Origin of the sequence: Brevundimonas sp. MF30-B (assembly GCF_004683885.1) — a bacterium.
Lineage (GTDB): Bacteria > Pseudomonadota > Alphaproteobacteria > Caulobacterales > Caulobacteraceae > Brevundimonas.
In genome coordinates, this window is record NZ_CP038440.1 from 2,634,156 (window position 1) to 2,660,112 (window position 25,957).

General features: G+C 66.4%; 32 protein-coding genes and 1 tRNA gene. 23 read left to right on the forward strand and 10 right to left on the reverse strand.

Annotation, left to right across the window (positions count from 1 at the left end; genetic code table 11):
- Position 1: 1 nt before the first annotated feature.
- The 21 genes from E4M01_RS14385 (at position 2) to E4M01_RS13485 (ending at position 17,336) form a co-directional block, all read left to right on the forward strand.
- Entirely contained in the window at positions 2-238 is a 237-nt protein-coding gene (locus E4M01_RS14385; RefSeq protein WP_167765428.1) for a hypothetical protein, read from the forward strand.
- On the forward strand, positions 222-554 hold the full coding sequence (locus E4M01_RS13390) for a head-tail adaptor protein (protein WP_167765430.1): 333 nt from the start codon (positions 222-224) through the stop codon (positions 552-554). The genes E4M01_RS14385 and E4M01_RS13390 overlap by 17 nt, the downstream gene beginning before the upstream one ends.
- Positions 554-967 (forward strand): HK97-gp10 family putative phage morphogenesis protein, encoded by a 414-nt coding sequence (locus tag E4M01_RS13395; protein ID WP_135065429.1) that lies wholly within the window; start codon positions 554-556, stop codon positions 965-967. Before E4M01_RS13390 ends, E4M01_RS13395 begins: the two co-directional genes overlap by 1 nt.
- Positions 967-1,392 carry a DUF3168 domain-containing protein gene (locus E4M01_RS13400; RefSeq protein WP_167765432.1) on the forward strand — a complete coding sequence of 142 codons (426 nt, stop codon included), beginning with the start codon at positions 967-969 and terminating at the stop codon, positions 1,390-1,392. Before E4M01_RS13395 ends, E4M01_RS13400 begins: the two co-directional genes overlap by 1 nt.
- A 48-nt stretch (positions 1,393-1,440) precedes the next feature.
- The gene (locus E4M01_RS13405; RefSeq protein ID WP_135065435.1) at positions 1,441-1,890 is read left to right on the forward strand and encodes a phage tail tube protein; all 450 of its coding nucleotides are present in this window, start codon (positions 1,441-1,443) and stop codon (positions 1,888-1,890) included.
- Positions 1,890-2,300, forward strand: a complete 411-nt coding sequence (locus E4M01_RS13410; RefSeq protein ID WP_135065438.1) for a gene transfer agent family protein — start codon at positions 1,890-1,892, stop codon at positions 2,298-2,300. The genes E4M01_RS13405 and E4M01_RS13410 overlap by 1 nt, the downstream gene beginning before the upstream one ends.
- A gap of 175 nt (positions 2,301-2,475) precedes the next feature.
- On the forward strand, positions 2,476-2,952 hold the full coding sequence (locus E4M01_RS13415) for a hypothetical protein (protein WP_135065441.1): 477 nt from the start codon (positions 2,476-2,478) through the stop codon (positions 2,950-2,952).
- Between the two features lie 4 nt (positions 2,953-2,956).
- A complete protein-coding gene (locus E4M01_RS13420; protein WP_135065444.1) occupies positions 2,957-3,304 on the forward strand; it encodes an SHOCT domain-containing protein in 348 nt (115 codons plus the stop codon).
- Between the two features lie 84 nt (positions 3,305-3,388).
- Positions 3,389-6,103, forward strand: coding sequence for a tape measure protein (locus tag E4M01_RS13425; RefSeq protein WP_135065447.1), 2,715 nt, complete (start codon positions 3,389-3,391; stop codon positions 6,101-6,103).
- Positions 6,103-6,696, forward strand: a complete 594-nt coding sequence (locus E4M01_RS13430) for a hypothetical protein (RefSeq protein WP_135065450.1) — start codon at positions 6,103-6,105, stop codon at positions 6,694-6,696. Before E4M01_RS13425 ends, E4M01_RS13430 begins: the two co-directional genes overlap by 1 nt.
- A gap of 2 nt (positions 6,697-6,698) precedes the next feature.
- A complete protein-coding gene (locus E4M01_RS13435; protein ID WP_135065453.1) occupies positions 6,699-7,370 on the forward strand; it encodes a DUF2163 domain-containing protein in 672 nt (223 codons plus the stop codon).
- Positions 7,370-7,804: a hypothetical protein gene (locus E4M01_RS13440; protein ID WP_135065456.1), complete on the forward strand. Its 435-nt coding sequence runs from the start codon at positions 7,370-7,372 to the stop codon at positions 7,802-7,804. The genes E4M01_RS13435 and E4M01_RS13440 overlap by 1 nt, the downstream gene beginning before the upstream one ends.
- 152 nt (positions 7,805-7,956) lie before the next feature.
- On the forward strand, positions 7,957-10,665 hold the full coding sequence (locus E4M01_RS13445) for a hypothetical protein (RefSeq protein WP_135065459.1): 2,709 nt from the start codon (positions 7,957-7,959) through the stop codon (positions 10,663-10,665).
- A complete protein-coding gene (locus E4M01_RS13450; protein WP_135065462.1) occupies positions 10,665-11,072 on the forward strand; it encodes a hypothetical protein in 408 nt (135 codons plus the stop codon). The genes E4M01_RS13445 and E4M01_RS13450 overlap by 1 nt, the downstream gene beginning before the upstream one ends.
- Before the next feature lie 865 nt (positions 11,073-11,937).
- The gene (locus E4M01_RS13455) at positions 11,938-12,273 is read left to right on the forward strand and encodes a hypothetical protein (protein ID WP_209316045.1); all 336 of its coding nucleotides are present in this window, start codon (positions 11,938-11,940) and stop codon (positions 12,271-12,273) included.
- Positions 12,274-12,296: 23 nt separating this feature from the next.
- Positions 12,297-14,753, forward strand: coding sequence for a hypothetical protein (locus E4M01_RS13460; protein WP_135065468.1), 2,457 nt, complete (start codon positions 12,297-12,299; stop codon positions 14,751-14,753).
- Positions 14,750-15,067, forward strand: coding sequence for a hypothetical protein (locus E4M01_RS13465; RefSeq protein WP_135065471.1), 318 nt, complete (start codon positions 14,750-14,752; stop codon positions 15,065-15,067). Before E4M01_RS13460 ends, E4M01_RS13465 begins: the two co-directional genes overlap by 4 nt.
- A gap of 196 nt (positions 15,068-15,263) precedes the next feature.
- Complete coding sequence (locus tag E4M01_RS13470; protein ID WP_245158306.1) at positions 15,264-15,605, forward strand: hypothetical protein; 342 nt, start codon at positions 15,264-15,266, stop codon at positions 15,603-15,605.
- Positions 15,602-16,126: a hypothetical protein gene (locus E4M01_RS13475; RefSeq protein ID WP_135065474.1), complete on the forward strand. Its 525-nt coding sequence runs from the start codon at positions 15,602-15,604 to the stop codon at positions 16,124-16,126. The genes E4M01_RS13470 and E4M01_RS13475 overlap by 4 nt, the downstream gene beginning before the upstream one ends.
- A gap of 134 nt (positions 16,127-16,260) precedes the next feature.
- The gene (locus E4M01_RS13480) at positions 16,261-16,977 is read left to right on the forward strand and encodes a glycoside hydrolase family 19 protein (protein WP_135065477.1); all 717 of its coding nucleotides are present in this window, start codon (positions 16,261-16,263) and stop codon (positions 16,975-16,977) included.
- Positions 16,974-17,336 carry a hypothetical protein gene (locus E4M01_RS13485; RefSeq protein ID WP_135065480.1) on the forward strand — a complete coding sequence of 121 codons (363 nt, stop codon included), beginning with the start codon at positions 16,974-16,976 and terminating at the stop codon, positions 17,334-17,336. Before E4M01_RS13480 ends, E4M01_RS13485 begins: the two co-directional genes overlap by 4 nt.
- A 1,035-nt stretch (positions 17,337-18,371) precedes the next feature.
- Here E4M01_RS13485 and E4M01_RS13490 read toward each other — a convergent pair.
- From E4M01_RS13490 to E4M01_RS13530, 9 genes are all read right to left on the reverse strand, one after another.
- The gene (locus E4M01_RS13490; protein WP_135065483.1) at positions 18,372-18,590 is read right to left on the reverse strand and encodes a hypothetical protein; all 219 of its coding nucleotides are present in this window, start codon (positions 18,588-18,590) and stop codon (positions 18,372-18,374) included.
- Positions 18,587-19,768 (reverse strand): site-specific integrase, encoded by a 1,182-nt coding sequence (locus tag E4M01_RS13495; protein WP_245158307.1) that lies wholly within the window; start codon positions 19,766-19,768, stop codon positions 18,587-18,589. Before E4M01_RS13495 ends, E4M01_RS13490 begins: the two co-directional genes overlap by 4 nt.
- Positions 19,769-19,961: 193 nt before the next feature.
- Positions 19,962-20,051, reverse strand: a tRNA-Ser gene (locus tag E4M01_RS13500).
- Between the two features lie 80 nt (positions 20,052-20,131).
- Positions 20,132-21,082 (reverse strand): NAD regulator, encoded by a 951-nt coding sequence (locus E4M01_RS13505; protein ID WP_135065486.1) that lies wholly within the window; start codon positions 21,080-21,082, stop codon positions 20,132-20,134.
- 16 nt (positions 21,083-21,098) lie between these two features.
- Complete coding sequence (locus E4M01_RS13510) at positions 21,099-21,692, reverse strand: YfbR-like 5'-deoxynucleotidase (protein WP_135065849.1); 594 nt, start codon at positions 21,690-21,692, stop codon at positions 21,099-21,101.
- Between the two features lie 131 nt (positions 21,693-21,823).
- Positions 21,824-22,729, reverse strand: a complete 906-nt coding sequence (locus E4M01_RS13515) for a methyltransferase type 11 (protein ID WP_135065489.1) — start codon at positions 22,727-22,729, stop codon at positions 21,824-21,826.
- A 99-nt stretch (positions 22,730-22,828) separates the two neighbouring features.
- Entirely contained in the window at positions 22,829-23,689 is an 861-nt protein-coding gene (locus E4M01_RS13520) for a MoxR family ATPase (protein WP_135065492.1), read from the reverse strand.
- 76 nt (positions 23,690-23,765) lie between these two features.
- Positions 23,766-23,954, reverse strand: a complete 189-nt coding sequence (locus E4M01_RS13525; RefSeq protein ID WP_135065495.1) for a hypothetical protein — start codon at positions 23,952-23,954, stop codon at positions 23,766-23,768.
- A complete protein-coding gene (locus E4M01_RS13530; protein ID WP_135065498.1) occupies positions 23,951-24,397 on the reverse strand; it encodes a hypothetical protein in 447 nt (148 codons plus the stop codon). The genes E4M01_RS13525 and E4M01_RS13530 overlap by 4 nt, the downstream gene beginning before the upstream one ends.
- 158 nt (positions 24,398-24,555) lie before the next feature.
- On the opposite strand from E4M01_RS13530, the gene flbT reads away from it, so the two are divergent.
- Together flbT and flaF are read left to right on the forward strand one after the other, a co-directional pair.
- Positions 24,556-24,978, forward strand: coding sequence for a flagellar biosynthesis repressor FlbT (gene flbT / locus E4M01_RS13535; protein WP_135065501.1), 423 nt, complete (start codon positions 24,556-24,558; stop codon positions 24,976-24,978).
- Positions 24,938-25,303: a flagellar biosynthesis regulator FlaF gene (gene flaF, locus E4M01_RS13540; RefSeq protein WP_135065504.1), complete on the forward strand. Its 366-nt coding sequence runs from the start codon at positions 24,938-24,940 to the stop codon at positions 25,301-25,303. Before flbT ends, flaF begins: the two co-directional genes overlap by 41 nt.
- A gap of 61 nt (positions 25,304-25,364) precedes the next feature.
- Here flaF and E4M01_RS13545 read toward each other — a convergent pair whose 3' ends face one another.
- Complete coding sequence (locus E4M01_RS13545; RefSeq protein ID WP_135065507.1) at positions 25,365-25,892, reverse strand: porin family protein; 528 nt, start codon at positions 25,890-25,892, stop codon at positions 25,365-25,367.
- Positions 25,893-25,957: the final 65 nt, after the last annotated feature.

Genomic DNA, 25,957 nt, shown 5'->3' on the forward strand with positions numbered 1-25,957 from the left:
CATGCGCGTCCGCATTCTTCGCAACCGCGACTTCACCCCGCCGGAAGAGCGCCGGATCACTGTGGCCTATCCCAAGGGCGCTGAACTGACGGTGAAGCGCGCCTGGGGCGAGGCGCTTGTTGCGGCGGGCGATGCCGAAGAGATTGACCCGCCCGCCCGCGATCCGCTCGACCACGACGGCGATGGTCGAAAGGGCGGTAGCTTGCCGAAGGCCAAGGCCGATGCCGGGCGCGGGTGACCTCAAGGACCGCGTCCGCTTCGAGGAGCGCGGCCAGACACCCAAAGGCCACCTCGGCGATTGGCAGGAGCACTGCACCGTCTGGGCCCAGATCAAATGGCTGCGCGGCGGCGAGAGCGTCGTGGCGCAGCGCCTGGAAGGCCGTCAACCGGCCGCCATCGTGGTTCGGACCAGCACGCAGGCGCGGCTCATCGACCCGGCCTTTCGCGCCGTAGACGCGCGCACGGGGCGGACGTTCAACATCAAGGCGGTGTCGCCGGCCAAAGAGGCAGGCTTCATCGACATTCTGGCGGTCAGTGGCGAGGCGGACGGCTGATGAAGTTCTCCAACCGCGACCACCTACGCCGCCGGATGAAGGCGATCCCGGCAGAGGTGAAAAAGGCGGCCCGAGCCCAACTCCGAGCCAATGCCGAAGAGCTCGTCGAGACGATCAAGCGGTTTGCTCCGGAGGAAGATGGCGCGCTCCGCAACAGCGTCCGACAGCAGGACGTCTCTACGTCGACCCGCATCGCGCGGCGCGTTCAGGCCGGCGGCGCCCTGACCACCAAGCCCGTCCGCAAAAGCGAGAAGGGTGCCCCGACCTACGACTACGCCTTGGCCCAAGAGTTCGGCACAGAGCGCATGCCGGCCAACCCGTTCTTCTGGCCGGCATGGCGTCTGCTGCGCCGTCGTATGCGCTCGCGGATGACCCGCGCCGCTCGCAAGGCCATCCAGAAGGCCACCGGCTGATGTCCGACCCCGCTCTGGCCCTACAGGACGCCATCGAGGCGACCCTGACTGCATATGCGCCGCTCCAGGCTATAGGCACGGCCGGCAAAGTCGTCATCCACACCATGTCCGCGCCGAACGGGGCCGCGTTCCCCTACGTGGTGATTGGCGAAGATCAGGTTCTGGACGACAGCACCGAGTGCCTGGACGGCTCCGAGGTCTATTCGACCGTCCACTGCTGGGCCCGCGCGAGCGACGACCCGGAGAACAGCCGGCGAGAGACCAAGGCCATGGCCGCCGCCATCCGCCAGGCTCTCAAGACGATCACCGTGCCGGGCTTCGACGTCGTGCTGATCGAGTTCGACAGCGCCCGCCACCTGACCGCTGCAGATGGGCTCACGGCCCACGCGGTTCTGACCTTCCGGCTCCTTCTGGATCCGGTTTAGCCGCCCCACCCGGGGCTTCTCTCATAGACTGACGAAAGGAGCCCCAGCATGGCTGAGGTCAAACACGCGCGCGGCGTAAAGCTGCTCATCAAGGTCGGCGACGGCGAAACGCCGGAGGTCTTCTCGACCTACTGCTCGATCAACGCCGAACGCGGCATCACCTTCACGGCCGGGTCGAACGATCAGGAAGTGATCGACTGCGACAACCCGGAACAGGTCGCCTGGCTGCTGCGCGAGAAGACCAATCTGTCGGCCTCCATCACCGGCTCGGGCATGCTGAACACGCCTGACGTGGAAGAGTTCTTCGACTGGCTGGCCTCGCCCGACAGCCGCAACGTCAAGGTCGTCATCGACGTGCCTTCGGCGGACGGCGGCGTGATCTTCACCGGCGCCTTCCATTGCACCGAGTTCTCGATCACCGGGAACCGCGGCGAGAAGATGCAGGCCTCGATCAGCCTGTCGTCTGACGGCCCGGTCACGAAGGCGGCCAACACCTGATGAGCCGATCCGCTGAGATCAGCCTGGCGTTCGGTGGCGAAGAGCGGTCGTTCCGCCTTCCCATCGGGCGCCTTCGCCCACTTCAAGAGAAGGTCGACGCCGGGCCGATGGAACTTCTCCAGCGGTTCGCCGCCGGCACCTGGCGAGTGGACGACCTGCGCGAGACCATCTTGCAGGGGTTGATCGGCGGCGGCCTGGACCAGGCGAAAGCCTCGCGGCTGGTGATCGACTACTTCGACGACCAGCCTCTGCAGCCGTTCGTGACGCTGGCCCAGGCCATCATCATGGCGGCAGTGGTCGGGGCGGAGGACGAAGAGCTGGGGGAGCCTCGGGGGGAGGAAGCGACGAGCAGCCCCTCCCCCAAGGCAAGCTCCGGTTCGGCGGAATCTACGGAACAGCCGGCGTCGTAGGTCTTGGCCCGAGAGAGGCTGATGACCTTTCGCTGTGGGAGTTTGCGGCCGTCGTGAATGGCTGGGCCAAGGCGAACGGCGTCGAAGAGAAGCCGCCGGCGCCGACCGCTGAAGAGCACGACGAGTTGATCGCCAAGTACGCGCACGTATAGGGTGTCTGACCTGGGAGGGTCAGATGGGCCTGTTTTCTTTTCTGTTCGGCAAGCCGAAGCCGCCAATCGTAGCGCAACATACTCGCCACAGTCCTGTGCGCGCCGTTTCCATCCCTCGCCTTGTCGGGGATGGAAGCTTCGGGTTTGAGGTGGTGGGCGAGAGCCATCGTCAAGAAGTGCTTTCGCGAATCTGCGGCGGTCATTGTGAAGAGGGTCACGAGAAAGAAGTCGAGGCCATTCTAAGGCCGGACCCGACCAACCCACACGACGGGAATGCCGTCCGCGTCGAGATCATGGGGGAACAGGTGGCCTACCTTTCGAGAGCGGACGCTGCGGATCATTTAAACGAACTGCGTCGCTTAGGGTTGGCCGGGCAGCCGGTCCGGTGTGCCGCGCTCATCAATGGCGGGTGGCGCCGGGAGCGAAAGGGCGGGCGAGCTGATGAGGGCCATTTTGGCGTAGAACTCGACATCATCGAACCGCTGGAAGTCGAGGGGTAGGCGCATGCTCGTTTTCGGATGGATACTGCTGGCCGTTGGAGGCCTCCTTGGGGTTCTGGGTCTTTTCGGCCTTGCCGACGCGATGGCGCAGATCGGCAACCCATACGCCGTCTCGGGCTCCGGTCTTACCTTCTACTCCTCGATGGTCGCGGTTGGTTTTGGAGCCGCCCACATCGGCTTTTTTCTGGTCCTCTTCGGGTGGCTTGGACAAAAGGTGGAGCGGATCGGCAAGTTGGCTATTAAGCCGCCTGCGTCGCCCTATGAAGAACTAGCCCGCCACGCTTCCAGGCATGATCGCGGTGAAATCACCGACGAAGAATACGAAGCTCACCGATTGCGAATCCTCGGCTAACACCGAGGCGCTTCAATCTAGGCCGTACAATCTCGGTCGTCGTCAGGGCGGTTCTTCGGAGCCGCCCTTTTCCATGGAGGCATCATGGCGCGAGACGTTGAAGCCCTGGTCCTCCAGATGACGGCCGACCTGCGGCGCTTCGAGAAGTCAATGTCTTCCATGCGGGAGGTCGCAGACCGGCGCCTGACCCAGGTCGAGCGCCGGGCGCAGCAGTCGCAGCGCAATCTGAGCCGAGTCATGGACAACGCCGGCCGCGACATGGTGGGCAGCCTTCAGCGCAGCCTCGGACAGCTGGCGCCGACGCTCGCAGCCGCCTTCTCCACCCAGCAGATTGTACGATACGCGGACGGCTGGAAGTCGATGACCAACCAGCTGGCCGCCGCCGGGGTGGCCACGGACGACCTGGCGGGTCGCCAGGACCGTTTGCTTCAGGTGGCAAATGACAGCCGGTCGTCCGTGGCTGATACGGTCGCGCTCTACGCCCGCCTGACCATCGCGACGCAAGAGGTCGGGCTCGCCGCGAACGATACGATCCGGCTGACCGAACTGCTGAATAAGTCGTTCCAGGCGTCGGGAAAGACGAGCCAGGAGGCGTCGTCTGCGGCCTTGCAGCTGTCTCAAGCCCTGGCTTCCGGCAATCTGGCCGGCGACGAACTGCGTTCCCTACGCGAAAACGCGCCCGAGCTAGCACAAGTCATCGCGCGGTCTATGGGCGTCGGCATCGGCGCGCTGAAAGACCTCGGCGCCGAGGGCAAAATCACTGCGGACATCATCATCAACGCCATCCTCGGCGCGGGCGACACCATCGAGGCGAAGTTCAACTCGACCAGCGTCACGGTCGGCCAGGCGCTGACCCAACTGAACAACAACCTAGGGGCCTTCATTGGCCGCCAGGACGAAAGCCTTTCGGCCTCTGATCGACTGGCCCAGGCGATCATTTGGCTCGGAGAGAATCTGGACACGGTAGCGCAGCTTGTCGGCGTCCTCGCGGCGGTCATGGGCACGCGCTTCGTTCTGGCGATGACCGCCGGTAGCGGCTCCATGATAGCCCAGAGTATCGCGGCAGCCCGTCTTATCGCTTTCCAGACCGCAATGACGGCCAGCATGACCGGCGTCACGCGGGCCACCTTGATCTCAACGGCTGCGATGCGGACCTTCACCGCTTCGATTGCTGCAAATCCGGTCGGCGCGCTCATTCTTGCCATCGCGGCCCTGACGACCGGCCTGCTCGCGCTCAAGGCGACGACCGACGATGTCAGTGATGCGCTGGACCGGTCCGGCGAGTTACTGCGGGAATACAAGCAGTCGGCAGACAGCGCGGCTGATGGGAGCCAGAAGTTCGGAGCGGACAGCGCGGGAGCCGTGTCGGGTGTAAACAGCCTGTGCGACGCGACTAGGAACCTCGCCGGCGAAACCCTCAAACTCGCAGACGCCCGCCTTCAGGCCGCCCGAGCGGCCCGGCTAGAGCAGATCGCGTCAAACAGGGCTCTGGCACAGAAGCTGCGCAATCCGGGCATCATTCAGCGCGCCGCTGAGGGCGCCGGGGCCATCAGTCCTTACACGTCTAACGTTGCGAGGGCTGTTCAGGCGGGCCGAGAAGCCGCGGCCGACCGACTGGACCAGATGAGCGCTGAGCTGATGTCTCAAGCCATCGCCATCAGCACGTCACCGACGGCCAGGTTTACGACCGGCGGCGGATCCCTCAACGCTGTCGGGTCCACAGATTCCGGTGGCGGCAAGAAGCCCAAGGGCCCGACCGGCCCGACGCCCGAAGAACTGGCCGCGATGCGAGAAATGCTGCGCCTCCAGGGCCAGCTAGACCTCCAGCGCGCACAGGGCCGCGAAGAAGAGGCTATCGCCACCCAGCGCCAGATCGACCTGATCAATCTGACGCGGCAATACACGGACGCGCAGGTCGAGAACGCCGCCGAAGCGGCGCGGGCGCAGGTCGCCGCTGTTGCCACAGCAGAAGACTCGGCCCGTGGCCTGGCGATCCTGTGGGAGAACAATCAGCGCGCCATGGATGCGCTGTCCGAGGCTTCCCAGCGGGAAAACGCCCTCCTTCTCGACCGGCTGGGCTATGAGGCAGAACTGGCGCGGCTGTCTGGCGACCCCAGGCGGATTGAAGTGGCCGAGCGAGAACTCTTCATCGAAGAGCGGATCAACGAAATCCTGCGGCTCCGGCCGGAACTGACGGCTGCTGCCGCCCGTGCCCAGGCCACCGAGGAAGCTGATGCTCTGAAGTCGGCCGGAATTTCGGGCGAGATGCGCGAAGAGTTCCGCCGCTCGTTCCGCGACGGCATCCGTGCTGCGATTGACGGGGACATGGGCGGATTCTTCGAGAACTTGGCCGACCGCTTCACCGACCGGATGCTGGATAACCTGGCCGACGACCTGTTCAACTTGCTTAGCCAGGCCGCCAAGGGCTTCGCTTCTGGCGGGGGTCAGGGCGGTGGATTCTTGTCATCTCTCCTGTCGTCGTTCGGCAGGCGCGCCACCGGCGGCCCGGTCACGGCTGGTCAGCCCTATATCGTTGGTGAGCGCCGCGCCGAGGTCTTCGTGCCCAGCGTCAACGGCACCGTCCTGCCTAGCGTCAACGCCGCAATGGGCCGGGCCCAGCGCGCGAGCCAGCAGCGCAGTGAACTGCTAATCCGCGTTCAGCCGAACGATGATCGGTTCGACGCCTATGTGGACAGCCGAGCGGAGCCGATGGCCTATCGGGCAGCAGCAGGCGCCGTCGCGGTCAACCAATCCCAGATGCGGACGGCGCAGCGCCGGGTGCGGCAGAGGTTCGTTTGATGGCGGTAGAGATCGTTCTGCCGCGCCGGACGCGGGTTACCATTCGCGAGGTATCCCGCGCTCGCAGCCTCGCGCCGTCGTTCGGCGGCGGGCCCGAAAGCATGATCCAGCGCCTTGGCACGCGCTCGGCCATGTCGATCGATATACCGCCCGTGTCGTCGGGGGCCTGCGGCCCTGCACTCATCGCGGATCTGCTGCGAGCCCGCACCGAGGGTGCTCTTGTGCGAATTCCGGAGCCAAAGCTTCCGGAAAAGGACTACGGCACATCGCTCATCGCCGGGTCTGGCCAGACCGGCTCCAATCTGGTCGTTGGCGGCGTGCCGGCGGGGACAGTCGTGCCTAAGGGCAAGTGGCTCTCGGTCATCATCGCGGGACGTCGCTATGCCTATGTGATCACAGCGGCTGCCACATCGGACGGTGGGGCGCTCGTCACGCTCCCCATCTGGCCAATGATCCGTCGTTCGCCGCCGCACCTGGCTGTGGTCGAGCTTGCCGCTCCTAAAATGGAGGGCTTCGTGCAGGGCGTGGTTGAGCGCGACGTGCAGTCCATCGGCGCGATCTCAGTCGCCTTCACCATCACCGAGCGCGAGTAGTCATGCCCCTGAACGCGTCCCTGGACGCCGCGCTGAAAGGTGCGGCGCCGTTGGTGTGCCTGCTTCTCAAGATCGAGCTGCCGGACCACACCATTCGCATCACCGATGGCGCGGGCCAAGTCGTGTTCGGCGGCGAGACCTACAGCGGCGAGGACGCGGTCTACGGGACGCTGGATCAGGTCGAGACGGTTGCGGAGCAGATCGGCACCGAGGCGCCCAAGGTCCGGTTCGGCTTCCTCCCGGCCTCTCTCGCGGCCCTGGCGTCGATCACCAACCCCGCCAATCAGGGCGCGCCGGTCAGCCTGTGGTTCGCCGCGGTCAATCCTTCAACCGGCCTGCTGATCGGTGATCCTGAACTGCTGTTCCTCGGAGAGCTGGACACGGCGGACACCGAGACCTCGGAGGGCTCGACGCTGATCACCTTCGACGTGGCCTCGGCCTGGGAGCGGCTGTTCGACGCCTCGGAGGGCCAGCGGCTCAACAACACCTTCATTCAGTCAGTCTGGCCCGGCGCCAGGGGCGCGGAGTTCGTGTCCCAGGTCCAGCGCGATCTGCCGTGGGGCTATGACGCGCCGCGACCGGCTGTTGTGCGCGACGGCTACACGGCCGGCGTGCCCGGCAGCGGCGGCAATGGCGCGGGCGGCGGCTGGCGCTATACGGACGTGCCCTACTGATGCGGCCCGAACTCGTCCGCCGCGTCGCTGCGGCCCAGGCCTGCATCGACCGTTTCGCCGGCAAGCCCTACGACTGCGCCAAGAGCCGCGACTGCATCCGGCTCGCCGGTCACGCGCTGCACAAGCTGGGCAAGCGCGTCAGCCTGACGAAGGGGCTTCGCTATTCCAGCGAGGCCGGCGGGGTCAGGGCCATGCGTAAGCTGGGCTTCTCGAACCTGCTGGAGGCGGTGGACGCCGCGCTTGGCGAAGAGAACCGGATTGCCCCGGCGGCAGCCCTGCCCGGAGACATCATCGCGCTGCCGACCGAGGGAGATAACCCTTTCGGCTGCGCGCTGGCGGTGGCAGTCGGAAACGGCCGGGTGATCGGCTTCCAGAACGGTCATGGCGTGGTGGTCCAGCCGCTCCAGTATCTCGCGGCCTGGAGGTCGATCTAATGCCGATGATCGCCGGGGCCGCTGCTGCCGCAGTGACGTGGATTGGTGGAGCCGCAAGCACACTGACCGGCCTTCTCGCGGCTCCTATGGTCGGGGCGCTTGGAGAGGGAGCGGCCATCGCGCTCGCTGGGGGGCTACTGAAGACAACCGCGTTGCTTGGCGCATCCACAGCGCTGAGCGCCCTGACCCAGCCACGCGTCGGCGCTGGCGGCTCGCCCATCGCCTTCAAGGCCGACCCGGCGGCTCCACTTTCGGGCGCCATGGGCCGCACCGGCGTAGGTGGCCGTCAGGTCCACGCCAACGTCTGGGGCAAGTCCAACCTCCTGATCTCGTTCGCCACGGTGCTGAGCCTGGGTCCGATCCAGGCGGTCGACGGCTTCACCGCCAACACCTTCGCGGTGACCTTCCCTGGTGCTCAAGGCCTCGCCGCTCCGGTTGAGCCCTATCGCGACAAGATGTGGCAATCCCGCCGCCTGGGCCTGCCGACCGACGCCGCCCTGCTGCCCCCGACGAACGTGTCCAACGGCTCGCCGGGCATGACCGAATGGACCTCGGCTCACACCCTCCCCCAAATGGCCCAGGTCTTCTGGACCATGCAGAACAACTCCAAGCGGGCGTCGTATGAAAGCGGCGTTCCTCGCCCGCTCTGGACCCTGCTGGGGATGCGGGTCTGGGATCCGCGCCAGGACAGCACCTATCCCGGCGGCTCGGGTGCGCAGCGCCGCGACGACTGGCGCACCTGGACTTACTCGGAGAGCCCCCAGCTTCACGCCCTGGCCTGGGCACGCGGTCACCACAAGCTGAACGCGGACGGATCGATCGACCGGACGAAGCGTCTTGCCGGTGTCGGAGCGCCAGACGCCGCCATCGACATCGACAGCTTTGTCCAGGGCGCCAACATCGCGCAGGCCAATGGCTGGGTCATCTCCGGCGAATGGACGACAGCCGACGACAAATGGCAGGTCCTGGCCTCGATGCTCCAGGCCGGCGGCGCTGTCCCGCTGAACCGCGGCGCGCAGATCGGCTGCATGACCGAGGCCCCGCGTGCGTCGATCCTGACACTGACGGGCGCGGACATCGTGGGCCCGGTGTCGCTGAGCGTCATGGCCAGCCGCCGGGACCGCTACAACACCGTCATCCCGCGCTATCGCTCGGAGACACATCGCTGGGAGCAGGTCGCGGCTGGCGAGGTCACGTCCAGCACTTACCGGACTGAGGACCGCAACGAGCCCCGCACGCGCGAGATCGCCTACAACTACGTCCGGCTGGCGAAGCAGGCTGCGGAGCTTGCCGCCTATGACCTGGCTACGGCGCGGGAGACCCTGCGTGGGTCGATCCCGTCAATGCCCTATATGCTGGGCCTGCGCGCCGGGGACGCCTTCACGGTCTCAGAGCCGGAGCTTGCCCTGAACGGGCAAAAGTTCGTGCTGGAAAAGCGCGCCTTCGACCCGGGGTCCACCATCGTCACGCTGGAGGCCCGCTCGGAGACGGACGGCAAGCACGCGTGGGCTCTGGGCCAAGCCGCGAGCCCCCCGCCGTCGCCTTCTCTCACCCCGCCGGACACCAAACCAGATGCACCGGATGCTGAAGACTGGACCGTCACGCCCCGTCCGCCGGCTGCAGATGGAACGCAGCAGCCCGGCCTGATCATTCAGGGTGAGGTTCTGGACGGCCTGGGGTCTGTGCTGGTCGAGGTCGGCACGTCATCGGAAGGCCCGTGGCAGCAGGTCTACGAAGGCCCGCCGACGTCCGAAATCATCCGCGCTGACGGCCTGACGCCGGGAGCTGCCTATCATGTGGCCATCACCTACCGCTCGGTGCGCGGAACGCCCTCCGACCGCCTGATCCTTGGCCCCTACACCGCCCCCGGCCTCACCTCCGGCGGCACTACGGTCCCGACCGATGGCGTGAACCGGGTTCCCCTGTCCAACTTCGAACGGAACCTGTTCGGATGGGGTTTAGGCTTCAACTCAAGCGGCCTTCCCGTTGGGATTGACCGGGCCGAGGCAGAGGGCCGCCGATACATCGCGACCTCGACCACGTTTACTGCAGCGGGCCAGGTTTATGCCTTCGGCTCCACCAAGGCGTTCAGGGTGGCGGGCGGCGAGCGTCTGTCCTGCCAGATGGGCGTCAACACCTATGGCGTGGGTACGCTTTACGCCGCGGTTGTCTTCTTCGACCCCGATGGGGACTACATCGGGACGGCGTATTTCGGCTTCGCAGGCCCTCTGACGCCCTATGGCGAGCAGCTGGCCGGCTTCATCGTGGCGCCGGTGAACGCGCACACCGCTGTAATATTCGCGGATGTGCACTCGACCGGCGCGGGCTTTGGCGGCGGGCTGATCATCGAGCCCATGGTCTCGGGCGCCAATGCCGGTCAGACCGAACACCCGCCCTATACGACCGGCCCCATCGACCTGACCGAACAAATTCAATGGATCGACGACACTGGCCGCATCCGTGACGGCCGGGGGCTGCCGATCAACGCCGCCGGGGGCGCCGGCATCGTCCTGAGCCCCCGTCAGACGCTCTATCCCTGGACACCACCTCATACGGCCATCCGCGTCGTCTCCCACACCGCGACCCTTGTCGGCGGCTACGTCATCACCAACCCGTCAGCCTATGTGACCGGGCTCTCTGCGGACACGACCTACGCCGTGTTCAGGGATCTGGTCGCTGGCACCTATCTGCCGATCAGTAGCGACACCGCGCCCTACATGACCTCGCCGGATCGCTACCTGTTCCTGGGCACGCAGACCACGTCGGTTGACGCCTCGGGCACCTATACGCCGCCTGATGGCCCCCCGCCGGGCGGCGGTGTGATCCCCGGCGCGCCCTCCCTGACCCCGGAGACACCGTGATGGAAGACGTCACCGATCAATTCGACGACGTGAACGAGTACGACCGCCTGTTCCGCACACCGCAAGGCTACCTGGCTAAGGTGCGTGTCGAGGACATCAGCGCCAATCCAACGGTCGTCTCGTTCAAGGTCACCGGATCATGGGCGGACGACGCTACTGGCAAGGCCAAACCGTTCGGACAGGCCTGGTTCATCGTGGAGCCGCATGAGGTGACAGCCCGGCCGGACACGCCGGTCGATCTGCCGGCCCTGATCGAAGATGCGCGGGAGCGTGTCGCCCTGCGCGTTGAAGCTGCTGCTGTGAACCACGAGGCGGTCTGTTCCCTCCCCGGCGTCAAGGCGAAGGCTGTAGCCAACCCGTCTCAGCCGGCCCCGATGGCCCCACCCGGACCGCTGGTCCTGACCTGATCGTTCTGGAGGCGACCTCGCCTTCATCGCCGTGCTGCTGAACCGCACACGAGACTGAACCCCGGCCCAGCCGGTCCCCTGAACCCATCGCATAGGAGCCGAGAGCCCTCACGCCGACCGCGTTCGCCTCTTCTTCGACCGGCTAGGGTCAGGTGGAGAGAAGAGCTCGCTATCAGCCCAACCCCGGCGGCGACGAAGAGAAATCAAAAGGGGATCCAGGCCAGTTTTCTCGGCAGCCTCTGCAATCGTGACCCGGCGACCTCCCAGGTTGACCAAGGCGCTGGATCGCCGGTTTCGTGCTTGTTCGGTCCTTGTTGCCCAGCGACAATTTCCCCGCTCGTAATCGCCGTCGTTGTCTATGCGCTCGACAGAATAACCCGGCCCTGGCCTTGGGCCCATGTCGGCAATGAAGTTTGCAAAATCCGCTCGCCATTCTGGGCTGATGGAGATTCCTCTTCCGCCGTAACGTTCATACGATTTTACGTTCGGGTTCTCGCATCGGGACAGAATGTGTCGATAGCTCCGATACTCTGGCGAGCCGTGCCAGCCGTGCCGATGGTTTCGGCCTGCTACGAGTGTTTCATGTCCTAGGCACCCGCAACTGCGAACCCGACCGGTCTTGAGCAAAGAACTGCTCGTCAGCTTCACCTTCCCGCAGTCGCACCGACAAGAATAGTACCGATATTTGTCGCGGGCTTCTCTTGGCCTGGGCGCCAGGCTTTCCACAACCAACCGACCGAACCTCTGGCCCTCAAGGCCAGGCCAACGCCCTATGGAGACAGAAATGGCATCGCTCATCTTCAACTCGTTCTTCGACGATCTTGCTCGCGGAAACATTAACCCATCGGCAGATACGTTCAAGGTCATGCTGGTCACATCGGCCTATACCGAGAACAAAGACACCCATCTCAAACGGTCGGACGTGACCAACGAGGTGACCGGAACCGGCTATACGGCTGGCGGCCCCACCACGACGGTCACGATCACCAAGGACACGACCAACGACCGGCTGAACGTCGAGATCGGCGCCTTCTCTCTGTCCAACACGACCCTGACCGCTCGCAAGGCCGTCATCTACAAGGCGCGGGGCGGTGCAGCTTCTGCCGACGAGCTGGTGGCTGTCATCGACAACGGCTCGGACCTGGTTTCGTCCAACGGCACCTTCGCCTGGGGCGCCTCGACCATCCGCATCCAGAACTAAGCCTGCCGCGCGGGGCCTGACCCATGCCCACCGTCTCCTACGGCATAGCGACGACCGCCGACGACGCATTAACAATCCCCGGCGTCGCGAACAGCGACACCGGGCTGTTGTTTGGGGAAATTGGCGGGGCGTCTTCGACAGGCGCCGTGCGTTTTCTCGGCGTCGCTATCTCCCCTAGCGACACAATCCTAAGCGCAGAAATCACCTTCACGCGCGAGGCCGTCAGCCAGCTTGGCCTTTCCCCCATCAGCAACGGGACGAACGCCGGGAAGCTGCACGGCGTCAAGGTCGCAAACCAAGGCTCGCTCCCGGCGGACCTGACGACGCTTTCCAAAACGACCGCCTCGACCACCATCGTCCCAGGCGTGACGGTCGTTGTCGATGTGCTGGCGGCGGTTCAGGAAATCCAGGCGCTATCGGGCTGGGCTTCCGGCAACGCGATGGCGTTTGTTGGTGACCCATCGACCGCCCCGGCCGCCAACTACATAGAGTTCTACGACCGAAACCGGTCATCGACCCTCTGCGCTCAACTCTCGATCACCTATGAGGCCGGCGGCCCCGATGAGACGCCCCCGACGATCACGAGCACGGCCGATGCGACGGTCTATGAGGGAGATGGCTTCGCGCAGACCCTGACCGCGAACGAGACGGTCACCTGGGCCATCGTGGGTGGGGCGGATGCGGCTCTGTTCAGCCTGTCGGGCGCCGTGCTGTCCCTGCCGGAGCAGCTCTACCTGTCGCCGGCCGATGCGAACGCCGACAACGTCTATGTCGTCCAGGTCCAGGCCGAGGATGCGGCCGGCAACCTGTCGACCATCCAGACCAAGAACATCACAATCGAGCAGGCTCCCCTCGTCCGCTGGATCGGAGGGGCCAGCGGGACGAACACCGCCACCCTGCCGCCCCACAAGGCCGGGGACGCCATATTCGCCGCCGCCTTCCGGGACGGCTCGGCCACGCTCCCGACCCTGCCCAGCGGCCAGAACTGGTCTTCGATCCTGGCCCCGACCGGCGCGAACACGTGCTCGGCTCGCGCTGCCGGGAAGATCGCGGCTTCATCTGGAGAGGCGGTCGGCACCTTCACCAACGCCACGACGGTCGATGTCGGCATCTGGCGTCCCCGGCCGGGCTACACCCTCTCGTTCGGCGCTGCGGCTTCCGCCTCGGGCTCCAGCACGACGGTCAGCTATCCGGCCCTGACGCTACAGGACACGAGCGGAAGTAGCTGGGTCATGGGCTGGGCCGGGCATCGCAGCGTCAACACGACGCTGGAGACGCCTCCCACGGGGATGACCAACCGCCTGACCACGGTGGACGCGACCGACGAGACGGCGCTGCACGACACCAACGGCGGGGTGTCTTCGTGGTCGCTTCAGACCCGCTCGGTTGGGGGCACGTCGTCGGGCTGGTTCGGCTTCACAGTCGAACTGAAGGCCGCATCAGCAGGCGGGGCGAACGCCTCGGCCTCGGGCCAGACGCAGACCGCCACAGCCAGCCTCATCGCGGGTGGGGCCTCGGCACAACGGAACGTCTCTGCGGCCGGACAGACCCTGACGGCGACCGCTTCGCTGATCGCCGGGAGTGCGAGCGCCACCCGCGCCGTCTCGGCAGCCGGGCAGACGCTGGCGGCTACAGCATCCCTGACGGCGGGCGCGGGCTCCGCTGTTCGGTCGGCAACTGCTGAGGGGCAAGTCGTCACTGCGACGGCGACTCTCTCGGCTGGCGCGGCTTCTGCATCGCAGACCGTAGAGGCGACCGGCGTCACGATCACCGCTTCCGCCTCGCTCATCGCGGGCGCCGGGAGCACTGGACAGAGTGCAAGCGCACCCGGCGTCATTCTGACGACCTCCGCAACCCTGATGGCTGGCCAAGCCTCCACCGGTTCTCTGGCGCTTGGCCAGGAACTGCAGGCCAGCGCATCACTGACCCCTGGCGCTGGGTCTGCGTCAGGCCAGACGACGGGCGCGGGCCAGGTCCTGTCCGTCTTCGCCAGCTTCATCCCTGGCGTGGCCTCGGTCACGCGGTCGGCCGCGGGGACGGGTCAAACCCTCGCTGCCACAGCCGCCCTGATCCCTGGCGCCGCCGGCGGCTCTGCATCGGCGGCGGGCCAACTGCTGATCGCGTCGGCCTCCATCCTGCCCGGCCCCGGCTCAGCCACCCGCAATGCGTCTAGCCCGGGCGTTCAGATCACGGCATCGGCCTCACTCATCCCCGGCGAGGCCGAGGCCGTCAGGAACGTGCTCGGTTCCGGTGCGCTGCTGTCCGCCTTGGCGAGCCTGACGCCTGGGTCAGCCCAAGCTTTCATCGGCACGGAAACGCCGCCTGAGCGCCGCCTGAGCGCCACCTATCAGTCCAGGGCTGTCCTCGCTCACCAGCAGGATCGCAGCCTCTCCAGCGCCCTTCAGGACCGTGAGATGGCCGCGACAGACCAGAACCGCGCCCTGACCGCGCAACTCCAGACACGAAGGTTCACCGCATGACGGATCCACTGGTGCGCTACGGCCCTGACAAATACGCCGATGAGGTCCTCGACTACACCTTCGACTGGACGAACCGCCTCAAAGACGCGGCCGGGACTGTGGTCGACAGCATACCCGACGACGGCGTTTCGCTGAGCGAGAGCGATCCGCTGGTCGAGGCCGACCGGATCACCACGACCGACAACGTCACGACCTTCTGGGTCAATGCCGGCGGCCGGGTCGGCTTCCCCCTTCGCATCAACCTTCTGGCGACCTCTGCGGCCGGCCGCGAATACGGCGTGCAGATCGTCATCCCGATCAGGGCTCGCCCATGACCGCTTTGCCGTAGGCGTGGGGTCAGCGCCGCAGGTCAAAAAGCGTATGCGCGGCTGCGACCGCCAGAGCCAGAAGCGAGACGACCGTGGCGGGGCTGAGTGCGTCCATGGCGTCCAGAGCGCCTGCCGCCACCTTCGGTTCCTGACCGCCGCCCTCCCAGGGCTTCCGTAACGACTGTTTCCTGTGGAGGGGCGGATGTTCCTTGAGTTCATGCGCGCGGTGCTGGTCACGCCCGCGTTCTGGGGCCTGTGCGGCGGCCTGCTGTCGGGTCTGCACGGGGTGATCAGCGCCTATTCCGCCAAGGCGGGATCGCCCGACGCGCATCAGAAGGCGTGGCTGCGCCTGCTGTTCGGCCTGATCGCCGGGCCGATCGTGGCCGAGGCTCTGACGCAGCCCGTCATCCTGGCCGTGATGCCCGTGCTCGACATGCGCGGGGTCGCCCTGGTCCTGGGCTGGACCGCCACCAATGATCCGCGCGGCCTGTTCGCCATCGGTCAGCGCATCCTCAAGGCCGCCTTGAACCAGGAGGGCAAATGATGGGCAACGCCATCGCTGTAGTCGCAGGGCTGATCTGGATGGGGTCCGGCATGATCCTGCTCGAAATCTCGCGCCTGCTCGGGCCCGCCTTCGACAAGGTGAAGACCGTGCCCTGGGGCTGGCGTGCGCTGACGTGGGCGGCGGCCGTCATCTTCTTCATCCGGGGGGTGTCGCTGTTGTTCCCGGGCCAGCTGATCGAGACCAGCGGCGTCAGCTATGTCGCCCCCGTCACGGCGCTGGCCGTCGCCGGCGTGACCCTGGCGCTGCTGAACTGGATCATGGCCGACCGCAACCCGCCGCCGCTGACGGTGCAGATCATGCGGCTGGCCGCCCTGCTCGGGCGCGACGGGCTGGTTAAGTTCGCGGCGATGAACGTGCCGCCGGCCGGCGCTGCGGATCTGCCCCCGGTCGATGAGCCCAAGGGGCGGCGGCGCTGGCGATTGACGGTGCTGTCCGGCGCCTTTGCGCTGATCGCAGCCGTCGTCGTCTTCCTGGCCGTGAACAGCTGGGCGGCGCCGTAGAGCCGGCGGCGGCCCGGCCTCCGAGGGGGCAGTGAAAGAGGTGGCCGGGCCGCCTGCTGGCGAGCACACCAGCCCCTGAACCTTAGCGCCGCGCCCTTCGGCGCCAACCCCCTGCGACAATCTGGAGACTGCCCATGACCACGCGCGCGGCCCTCGCCGCTGCGGTGCGCTCGTTCGCGCCCGGCGGCAAACTGCAGACTGCCCACATCCCGGCGCTGAATGCCCTCGCGGACGCCCTGGGGCTGCCACAGGACGGCGAAACCGCCCGACCCCTCATCGATGCCGCCAAGTTCGCAGCATGGGCTCCACGGGCCGTTTCTGGGGCTCGGGAGGCATTGGAGGCCGCCGCCCGCAGGCACGGCCTGACCGATCGCCTCGTCCTGGCGCACTGGCTGGGCCAGAACCACCACGAGTCCGCTGGCTTCTCCCGGCTCGAAGAGAACCTGAACTATTCGGCCGTCCGCATGACCCAGGTCTGGCCCTCGCGCTTCCCGACCGTGGCTTCTGCCCAGCCTTTCGCCAACAATCCGCAGGCCCTGGCGAACAACGTCTATGGCGGGCGCATGGGGAACACCCGGCCCGGCGACGGCTGGCTGTTCAGGGGGCGCGGCTTCAAGATGATCACCGGCGCCGACAACTACCGGGCGCTGGGCTACTATGATCGGCCCGACGCCCTGCTGGACGTGCGAGAGGCGGCGGACGCCTCGGCTCTGTTCTTCGTCTCGGCCGGCGGCGTTGCTCTCGCCCGTGCCGACGACATCACTGGCCTGTCCCGCAAGATCAACGGCGGCCTGATCGGCCTTGATGACCGGAAGGCGCAGACGGCCCGCGCCAAGCAGGTGGTGGCATGAACCTCTTTCGCGCCATCGCCCCCGCCGGATGGGCCGCGCTCGCGCTGCTGGTCTTCCTGGCCGCCGTCCTCTTCTGGTTCGCCCTAGACGCCCGCAACGACGCCCGGCGAGCCCAGGCAGGCCAGACCCTTGCCGAAGGCCGAACGGCCGCTGGAGCGGACGCCAGCGCCATCCGCGACCGGGCCGACGCTCGAAACAACCAGATAAGCACCACCACGAAGGAGACGACCGATGCGATCCGCAACGCGCCTGACGATGCTTCTGCCGGCAATGCTGGTCTTAGGGGCCTGTGCCAGCTCTATCCAGGTCACGACCCCCGCTGTCGGGTGCTCATCTCTAATCCCCCAGCCGTGGACTGAACCTGTCCCGCCCCCCGCCTTTCCGCAGGACACCGCCAGCGTCAGGGACTGGCAGGTCTATGGCGTGCAAGCCACGGGCGGACTGGCCACGGCGAACGGCCGGACGCAGGACGTGATCGCCGTAGTGCGCTCGTGCGAGGAGCGGGACGCGAGGGCTGTGGCGAAAATCACGCGCCCTTGGTGGCGCAGGTTGGCTTAGGCTCGCTGCGATGGTGTGGCCAGCGCTCGCTCCGCGCTCCAGCCCCTCGCCAGCCTCTGGCGAACAAGATCGGCTGACACACCCTGTTGCCGACACGCGTCCCGCAAGGACACTGTCCGCCCCTGAACACTGATGTGCGTCGTCACCCGGCGATTGGCGCTCTGCTCCAAAGCAGTAGCCCATCTGCAGTTTTCGGGGCTGTATGGGCCATCATTGTCAATCCGGTCCAGCGAGTGGTTAGCGCTCGGCCTTTGGCCCATATCGCGAAAAAACTGGGCCGGGTCATTTCTCCAAGCGTCGCACATGACGATCCCCCGTTGGCCATAGCGTGGGTACGATCGATCAGTCGATGTGTGGCATCGCCGGCGGGCGGCGAGCCAAGCGGCATATTCGGCCCGGTGGCTTTCGGAGAGTCCGTGACTGGTGCGCTTTTGCTGGTTGTAACAGCCGCAGCTAACCGTGCGGCCGGACCTGAGATGCGTGCCCCACACTTCTCGCTCCAAGCCGCACTCACAGAGGCAGCGCCACTTTGGGCGGGACGCGGGAACCCGACCTAGAACGGTCAGGCGTCCGAATTTGAGGCCCATGAGATCATCGGCAACGCATCGAGGCATGGAGGCGACTATGACCAGCACACCCAGCAATTGCAAGTTATCAGTGGCGGTCGTGAGGGCCTGCGAGGCCCGCGACGCGGCGGCGGTGCGACAGATCGAGCGCAGTTGGTGGCGCCGCCTCTTGCCTGGCTAGATGACGTCGGCATTACCGACGCCATGCGTCGAGCCTCCCGGCTCCGCTCCCGCCCGCTCCGGTTCGCGCCGGGGCGGGCGTTTCTGCGTTCAGGGCCTCGAGATGATCGTATGCGTCTTCCTGACGATGGTCGGGTCTCCACTCCATTCGACCGCGCACCACTCCACCACGGCTATCGCGGCCATCAGCGGAGGGGCGGCGCCTGACGACGGGTTGAGCCCCACAGTCAGCCTCTGAAGGTCGCGGTGGATGGCCTTCAGCTTGGCCAGATCGTCCAAGGTGATCTGGCCCTTGAGCTTCGTCCTCATGCGCGGAACGCCACGACAGACCCACGCTGGCCAAGGCAGAAGGCCGACCAGGCTTCCATGAGCGCCCGCCGCTTCTCGATGGCTTCCCCGCGCCGGTAGGCCCGTCGCACGGCTGAACCGACCACATGGGCCAAGGCTTCTTCGCTCACCTCGTCGGGGAAGTTGGTGCAGTCCATAGCCCAATCCTTGAAGGCCGACCGGAAGCCGTGCGGGGTGGCGTCGTTCACGTCGAGCTTCCGCATGACCATGGCCAGCGCCATGTCGGACAGCAGCCCTTTGGCGCCGGGAAAGATCAGGCCCTGCCGCAGGACTGGCGACACGCTCTCCAGCACCGCCATAGCGCCGGGCGACAGCGGCACGCGGTGCTCTCGCTCGGCCTTCATCCTTTCGGCGGGTATCACCCAGATATCGCCCTGAATCTCTTCCCAGGTGGCGCCGCGGATTTCGCCGGATCGGGCAACGGTGAAGATCAGGAACCGCAGCGCCTCGGCCGAGATGCTGTCCCGCGTCGCCAAGGCCTTCAGGAAGTCGGGCACGTCCCCGTAGGGCATGGCGGCATGGTGGCCCTTCTTGCGCCTGGTGCGAGACAGCAGGTTGTCCAGGTGACCCCGCCAGCGGGCCGGGTTCTCCCCTTCCCGGAGCCCCCGTGCCTTGGCGGCGTCCAGCACCCGCTCGATGCGCGCGCGGATCCGGGTCGCGGTCTCTGGGCTCTTGGTCCAGATCGGTCGAAGAGCGGAAAGGACGGCCTCGGTGTCGATCGCTGAGACGTCGGCCGACCATAGCGCCGGAGCATGCTGTTTCAGCGAGGCTTCCCACTGCGGCCGCTGCTTTGGTGAGCGCCAGCCCTTCTCCAGCTCGTCCAGAAGGTCGGAGGCCACGCCGGAGAAGGTGTGATCGGCGGCTGGCGCCATGGCCGCGCGGCGAGCCGTGATAGGATCGGCGCCAGCTTTCAGAGCCGCGCGGGCTTCCTCAGCGGCTTGGCGGGCCTGGGCCAGCTTCACGACCTCGGCCGAGCCAAGGCCCATCTCGCGCCGCTTCTTGAGCCGGTAGTAGATGAAGACCCAACGCCGGGAGCCGGTCTGGTCAATCCGCAGATAGAGCCCTTGGCCGTCGGCAAACAGGCCGGGATCGCGCATGGCGCCCACCTGCTTCCAGTTCAGCCGATTGATGGGGCGCACCGCGAAATCCCTCCGTGAGAACAGAGGAAGAACATAAGGCCACGACAGGTCCGGTCGCCACCCTAAGCCCGCCCTAAGTTCCGCCCTAAGCCTATGCTCGCGATCAGAACCCAGGCAGGGCGGCCAATCGCCCGGAAACCCTTAGAGGACGGGGGGTGCGCCCGACAACCGGCGACACCAGTAAACAAAGGAATGGCGGAGAGGGGGGGATTCGAACCCCCGGTACCCGTAAAGGCACGCCGCATTTCGAGTGCGGTACATTCAACCACTCTGCCACCTCTCCGCGGGGCCGAAGCGTTCGGTTGAGCGGGCTTCTCTAATGATGTCGCGGGCGCGCCGCAAGCGGCTTTCGGCGGGAAAACATCAGCGCTGCGCCGGCAGCGGCAAACCGGGCGCGGGCGCGCCCTGCGGGTCGGCGCCGACGAAGCCGAACAGCTCGGCCGGACGCCCCCCTGTCGCCGACGACAAGCGGCCCGTGGCCTCGACCAGACCGGTGCGCTCGACGCCCCGGCGGAAGTTCTGTTTGTGCAGCGCCAGGCCCGCCACGGCCTCGGCCGCCGCCTGCAGTTGCGACAGGGTGAAGACCTCGGGCGTTAGGTCGAACAGGACCGGGCGGTACTTCATCTTGCTGCGCAGCCGGCCCAGGCCCGTGGCCAGGATGCGGCGGTGGTCCGACGCCATGGCCAGACCCGGCGCGCCCTCGGGCTCGGGGCGCTCATTGTCGCGCGCGGCCTCAGCGACCAGACCGGCTTCATAGAGCAGCTCATAGCGGTCCAGCACCCGCTCCTCGTTCCAGCGGCGGTCGGGCGCCAGGGCGAACAGGCTGTCGGCGCGAGCCAGCCGGCGCGGATCGTCGCCGGCCCAAGCGTGCAGGGCGTCGCCCAGCCGGGCGCGGATGCGTCCGTCGTCGCGGCGATCCTCCCACGGGAACAGGTCCATCAGCGGCGTCCAGCGGGCGTCGGCCGATGGCGGCGCGCCCGCCTCGGGCGTCAGGGCCAGATAGCCCACCGAAATCTCGCGCGCCTTCTCCGGACCCGGCGTGGCGCGCGGTGCCTCGCGGCCCGCATCGCCGAAGGTGTAGAGCTGCTCGACGAATCCCAGGCGAAACCCGGTCTGGGCGGTCACGAAGTCCCTCAGCGCGCGCTCGAAGGTGCGGTCGCGCACAGGGTCGAAGGGGCCGAACGGCAGGGCGGGCCGGCCGTCGCCGTCGCGCGTGGTCAGAACGACGGCGCGGCGATCGATCAGGGCGATGACCACCGCCGACAGGCCGATGCGAACGCCCAGACCCGTTGCGTGTCCCCCGCGATCCGACATCAGCCCCTGTCGCCTCCTATTCGGTGTGCCAGGCGTCAGCGGCGGGGATCAGGCCCGACGCCTCGGCCAGGACGCGATAGCGTTCCAGATACCGCTCCTGCGCCAGCGACGCAGGCAGCGGCTCGATCTGGAGATCATAGCCCGGCGGCGGCGAACCGAAGAAGCCCAGCGCCTCCTTGCGGCTGAAGCCGGCCAGCTGCGTGGCTTCGAAATAGGCGCAGGCCTTGTCGGCCTTCTTGATCAGGGTCTTGATCGTCTGCGGCGTCTTGGGCGGCAGCTGGAAGCGGACGTGGATCGCGCCCTCCAGCCGGGCCTCGAAGTCCTTGTAGCCCGCGCCCAGCGCCGATTTGAACGGCGAGATCATGTCGCCGATCACATATTCCGACGCATCATGCAGCAGGGCCGCCAGCCGCCATTTCGGCTCGAGCCCTGGCCGGATATGGGCGGCGATCTCCTCCACCACGCAGGAGTGCTGAGCCACCGAGAACGCGTGCTCGCCGATCGTCTGGCCGTTCCAGCGGGCGACGCGCGCCAAGCCGTGGGCGATGTCCTCGATCTCGATGTCGAAAGGCGAGGGGTCAAGCAGGTCCAGCCGACGGCCGGACAGCATGCGCTGCCAGGCGCGGGGCGCCTTAGCGGGGGCGGTCTTGCGGTTGCTCTCGGCCAAAGGGCTGTCCTGAACGCGGCGGGCGGGTCAGGTGACGCATCCCAGCGCCAGGATCAAGAGCCCTGCGGGGCTTATCAACGGCCCGTGTTGAGCGTGACAAGGGCTCTAGCGGCTTCGAACACGCCGTCTGTTTTCCGTTCACGCGCCCGGACGGTCGCGATCACCAAAGGTCCCCCTGCGGGACCCCGCGCCTCGTAGCCCACCACGCCCCAGCCGCCCGGCTGGGCTCGGCTGTCGGACAGCACGTAGGTGGCGCGGGTCGCTTCACCGCCGGCGATCGTCCGCACCTCTGCGACATTGTCACGCGCATTGACGCTGACGCCAGGCCCGGATGTCGAGCTGGACGAGCGGATCTCCGTGGTCCCCTTGCCGTCGTTGGAGGTGATGTTCAGACCGCCGATGCGCACGGAGGCCGTGTCGCCCTGAGTTTCAATGCGCAGTCCCGGCAGACGCACCGAGGCGTTCTCCTTGTCCGCGCGAATGTCCATTCCGGGACCACGCACGGACGCCGTGCCGGTGGCGTCGTCGGCCTGGATTTCCAGAGCGGCCGCCCGGGCGTCCTCGCGAGCGGCGTCGGCGTCGGCGCGCGCCGCATCAGCGTCGGCGCGCGCGGCTGCGGCCTGGGCCCGGGCGTTCTCGGAGTCGATCTTGGCGGCGGCGGCCGGCATGTCGCCGCTCAACCGGGTCTCGAACTCGCGCAGCACCGTGTCTGGGCTCGCGCCGTTCAACTTGACCAGATGCAGCGTCACCTCCGACCCGCGCGGGCCAGCGTAGGTGCAGCTGGCGCCGTCGGCCGAGGCAGAGCCCTTGCGGGTCAGCACATCCAACGTCTGGGGGCACTGCAGGGCGTCGACCACCTTCAGCGGGCCGCCATCATCCGTCCGGGTCGTGGTCGAGCTGATCCGCACCCCGTCACCGTCGCACGCGCCCAAGCCAAGGCTGGCGATCAAAGCGGCGAGTGAAGCTGCGACGCGGGTCATTCGGCGATCCCTGATAGGGCAGGTCATGGCTCATAATGCCGCCGCGCCGGCGACCGGCGCCAGTGAAATCGCGGTAAGTCTTGCGCCGCGCGAACGGGATCAACCGCCGGGCCGCACCCCCTCGCGTCGGTTCAGAAAGGCCAGACGTTCGAACAGGTGCACGTCCTGCTCGTTCTTCAACAGGGCGCCGTGCAGCGGCGGGATCAGCTTGCCGGGCGTCTTTTCGCGCAACGTTTCCGGCGAGACGTCGTCGACGAGCAGCAGCTTGAGCCAGTCCAGCAACTCCGACGTTGACGGCTTCTTCTTCAGGCCCGGGGTTTCGCGAACCTCATAGAAGCTCTTCAGCGCCTCGGCGACCAGACGCGGCTTGATCCCGGGGAAGTGCACCTCGACGATCGACTGCATGGTCTCGGCGTCGGGGAAGCGGATGTAGTGAAAGAAGCAGCGGCGCAGGAAGGCGTCCGGCAGTTCCTTTTCATTGTTGGAGGTGATGACCACCACCGGCCGGCGTTCCGCGCGGATCGTCTCGCCGGTCTCCTGAACGTAGAACTCCATCCGGTCGAGTTCCTGAAGCAGGTCGTTGGGGAACTCGATGTCGGCCTTGTCTATCTCGTCGATCAGCAGGACGGGCCGTTCGGGCGCGGTGAAGGCCTCCCACAGCTTGCCCTTCTTCAGATAGTTACGCACGTCGTGCACGCGCTCGTCGCCCAGCTGGCTGTCGCGCAGGCGGCTGACGGCGTCGTATTCGTACAGACCGCTGTGGGCCTTGGTGGTGGATTTGACGTGCCAGGTGATGAGCGGCGCGTTCAGCGCACGGGCCAGTTCATAGGCCAGCACCGTCTTGCCCGTGCCCGGCTCGCCCTTGATCAGCAGGGGGCGCTCCAGGGTGACGGCGGCGTTGACCGCCACCTTCAGCTCTTCGGTCGCGATATAGTCCTGGGTGCCTTCGAACCGGGCCATAAACAAAACCTGCTCCGCCATTGCTGACGGAGCAGGTAGCGGATCGAAACCCGCGTGAACAGCGATCAGTCGCCGCTCAGGTGATGCGTTTGGCGGAAACGGGATCGGAGGCCGGGAAGGTTTCCTCGATCCCTTCGTCGACGAGAGCCTCCTGGCGGTTTTCGGCCTTGTGCTTCAGTTGGTCAGGCTTGCCTTCCTCGCGCTCTGCCCGCTTGGCGTGGGGGGCGTTCGGATCCAGATCTTCCTTGCGCTTTTCGTCGGTCATCGCGGGGCCTCCTCTGCGGCGTTGTCGCTGTCAGGGCCGTAGCCCAAGTCTTCGATGTCATCGTCGGACAGGCGCTTGGCCTCCCAGTGGGCCGCGCTGGCCTGGGCGCCCTTCTGGTTGCGCATCAGGCCGGTGTAGACCAGTTCGACCTCGTCCCTGCCTTGCAGGCCGTCGCTTTCCCCGTCGATCTCGCTGACCTTTACGCGATCGACCCCCAGCAGGGCGTCCGCTTCAGCCTCGACGCCATCCAGAGCGAGTTGATCGTCCAGTTCCTGATCGTCCTCGTCGAACTCGTCTTCATCGGCGTCGCCATCGGCTTGGGTGACGTCCAGAACGTCGTCGATCTCGTCGGGCATTTCGTCGCCGTCGCCCTCGTCGTCCCGGTGGGTCTCGTCGAAGGTTTCGGACTGGTCTTGTTCGTCGCGGTCGTACTCGTCGGGCATTTCGCTCTCCTGTCGCCTTTCAGAACGCCGCGTCCGATCCGCTGTTCCGCCCGACAGAGCGCGTTTCTGGAAGCAACGGTTAACTCTCTCGGTTTAGCTTGGATTCGCGCTTAACCCGTATAGGTTGCACCAGAGAGCGCTGAGGGAGACCCGGCCGAATGCCTTTGAAACTGTCGCTGAAGCCCGGCGAGAAGTTCGTTCTGAACGGCGCCGTCGTCCAGAACGGCGATCGGCGCGGCGTTCTGATCTTGCAGAACAAGGCCAGTGTCCTTCGCGAAAAGGACATCATGCAGCCCGAGGACGTGAACACGCCGGCGCGCCGCATCTACTTCCCGGTCATGATGATGTACCTCGAACAAGGCGGGGCGCCCTCGATCTATGACGAGTTCGTGCTGCGCCTGACCGAGTTCATGGGCGCCACGCGCAACCCAGAGGTTCTGGCCGATTGCGTCTCCGTGTCACGCCACGTGCTGGCGCGCGACTACTACAAGGCCTTGATGACGGCCCGCAAACTGGTGGATTACGAGGAAAGGGTGACCCATGTCGCTTCAGGCCTACAAGGCGGCGTCGGCGCGGGCTGAAAGCCCGCGTGAAATGGAATACCGCCTCTTCGGCCAGGTGACCCGCGCCCTGGTCGAGGCGTCCCAAGCCGATCAGAAGGACTTCAAGACGCGCATCGACGCGCTGGACTGGAATCGGCGGCTCTGGACCACGCTGGCCAGCGACTGCTCGGATCCCGCCAACGCCATGCCCCAGGCGATGCGGGCCAACTTCATCTCGCTGAGCCTGTTCGTCAGCCGGCACTCGTCCGCGGTGATGGCCGGCGACGAGGATTTCGAGCCCCTGATCGACATCAATCGCATGATCATGCAGGGCTTGGCCCCCGCAGCCTCTCCGGCCGCCTGAAGACGAGAAAAAAGGCGCGACCCTTGCGGATCGCGCCTTTCGTCATCTGAAAGCGTCGGTCTTAGAAGCGACGGACGTAGTTCAGCGAGTAGATGTCGGCTTCGCCGCCATCGCTGCGGAAGTCGCGACGGGTCCAGTCGCCGCGGATGCCGTTCTGACCGTCAAAGAAGTAGTTGGCGCCGACGCCGTAGTTGACGCTTTCGCCGTCCTCGCGGGCGCTAACGCCCGGGATCTTGGCTTCGATTTCGGTGGTGCCGTAGCCGACGCGGCCGAACAGTTCGAACTGCGGGGTCACCGGCAGGGTGGCCACGCCGTAAACGGCGGCGTCGTAGTTGTGCTTCAGCTTGCCGTTCACGCCGGCGACGGTGAAGTCTTCATCCTTCACGCCGAAAGAAACTTCGCCTTCCACACCCAGGTTCGGGGTGAACTTGGCGCCCAGGCGGCCCGTGACGGCGCCAAGGTCACCTTGGCTGCCATCAAGTTGAGAGTATCCCAGCGTCCCGTAATAGGTCGGCGATTGCATGCTTTGCGCCATGGCGGGCGCAGCAATGGCGGACACAGCGGCAGCGGCGATGAGAATATTACGCATTGTTTCATTAACTCCTAAGAGACGGCGACTTCTTTGGTCGCCGGCCCAACCCAGCGAGTGCTTAG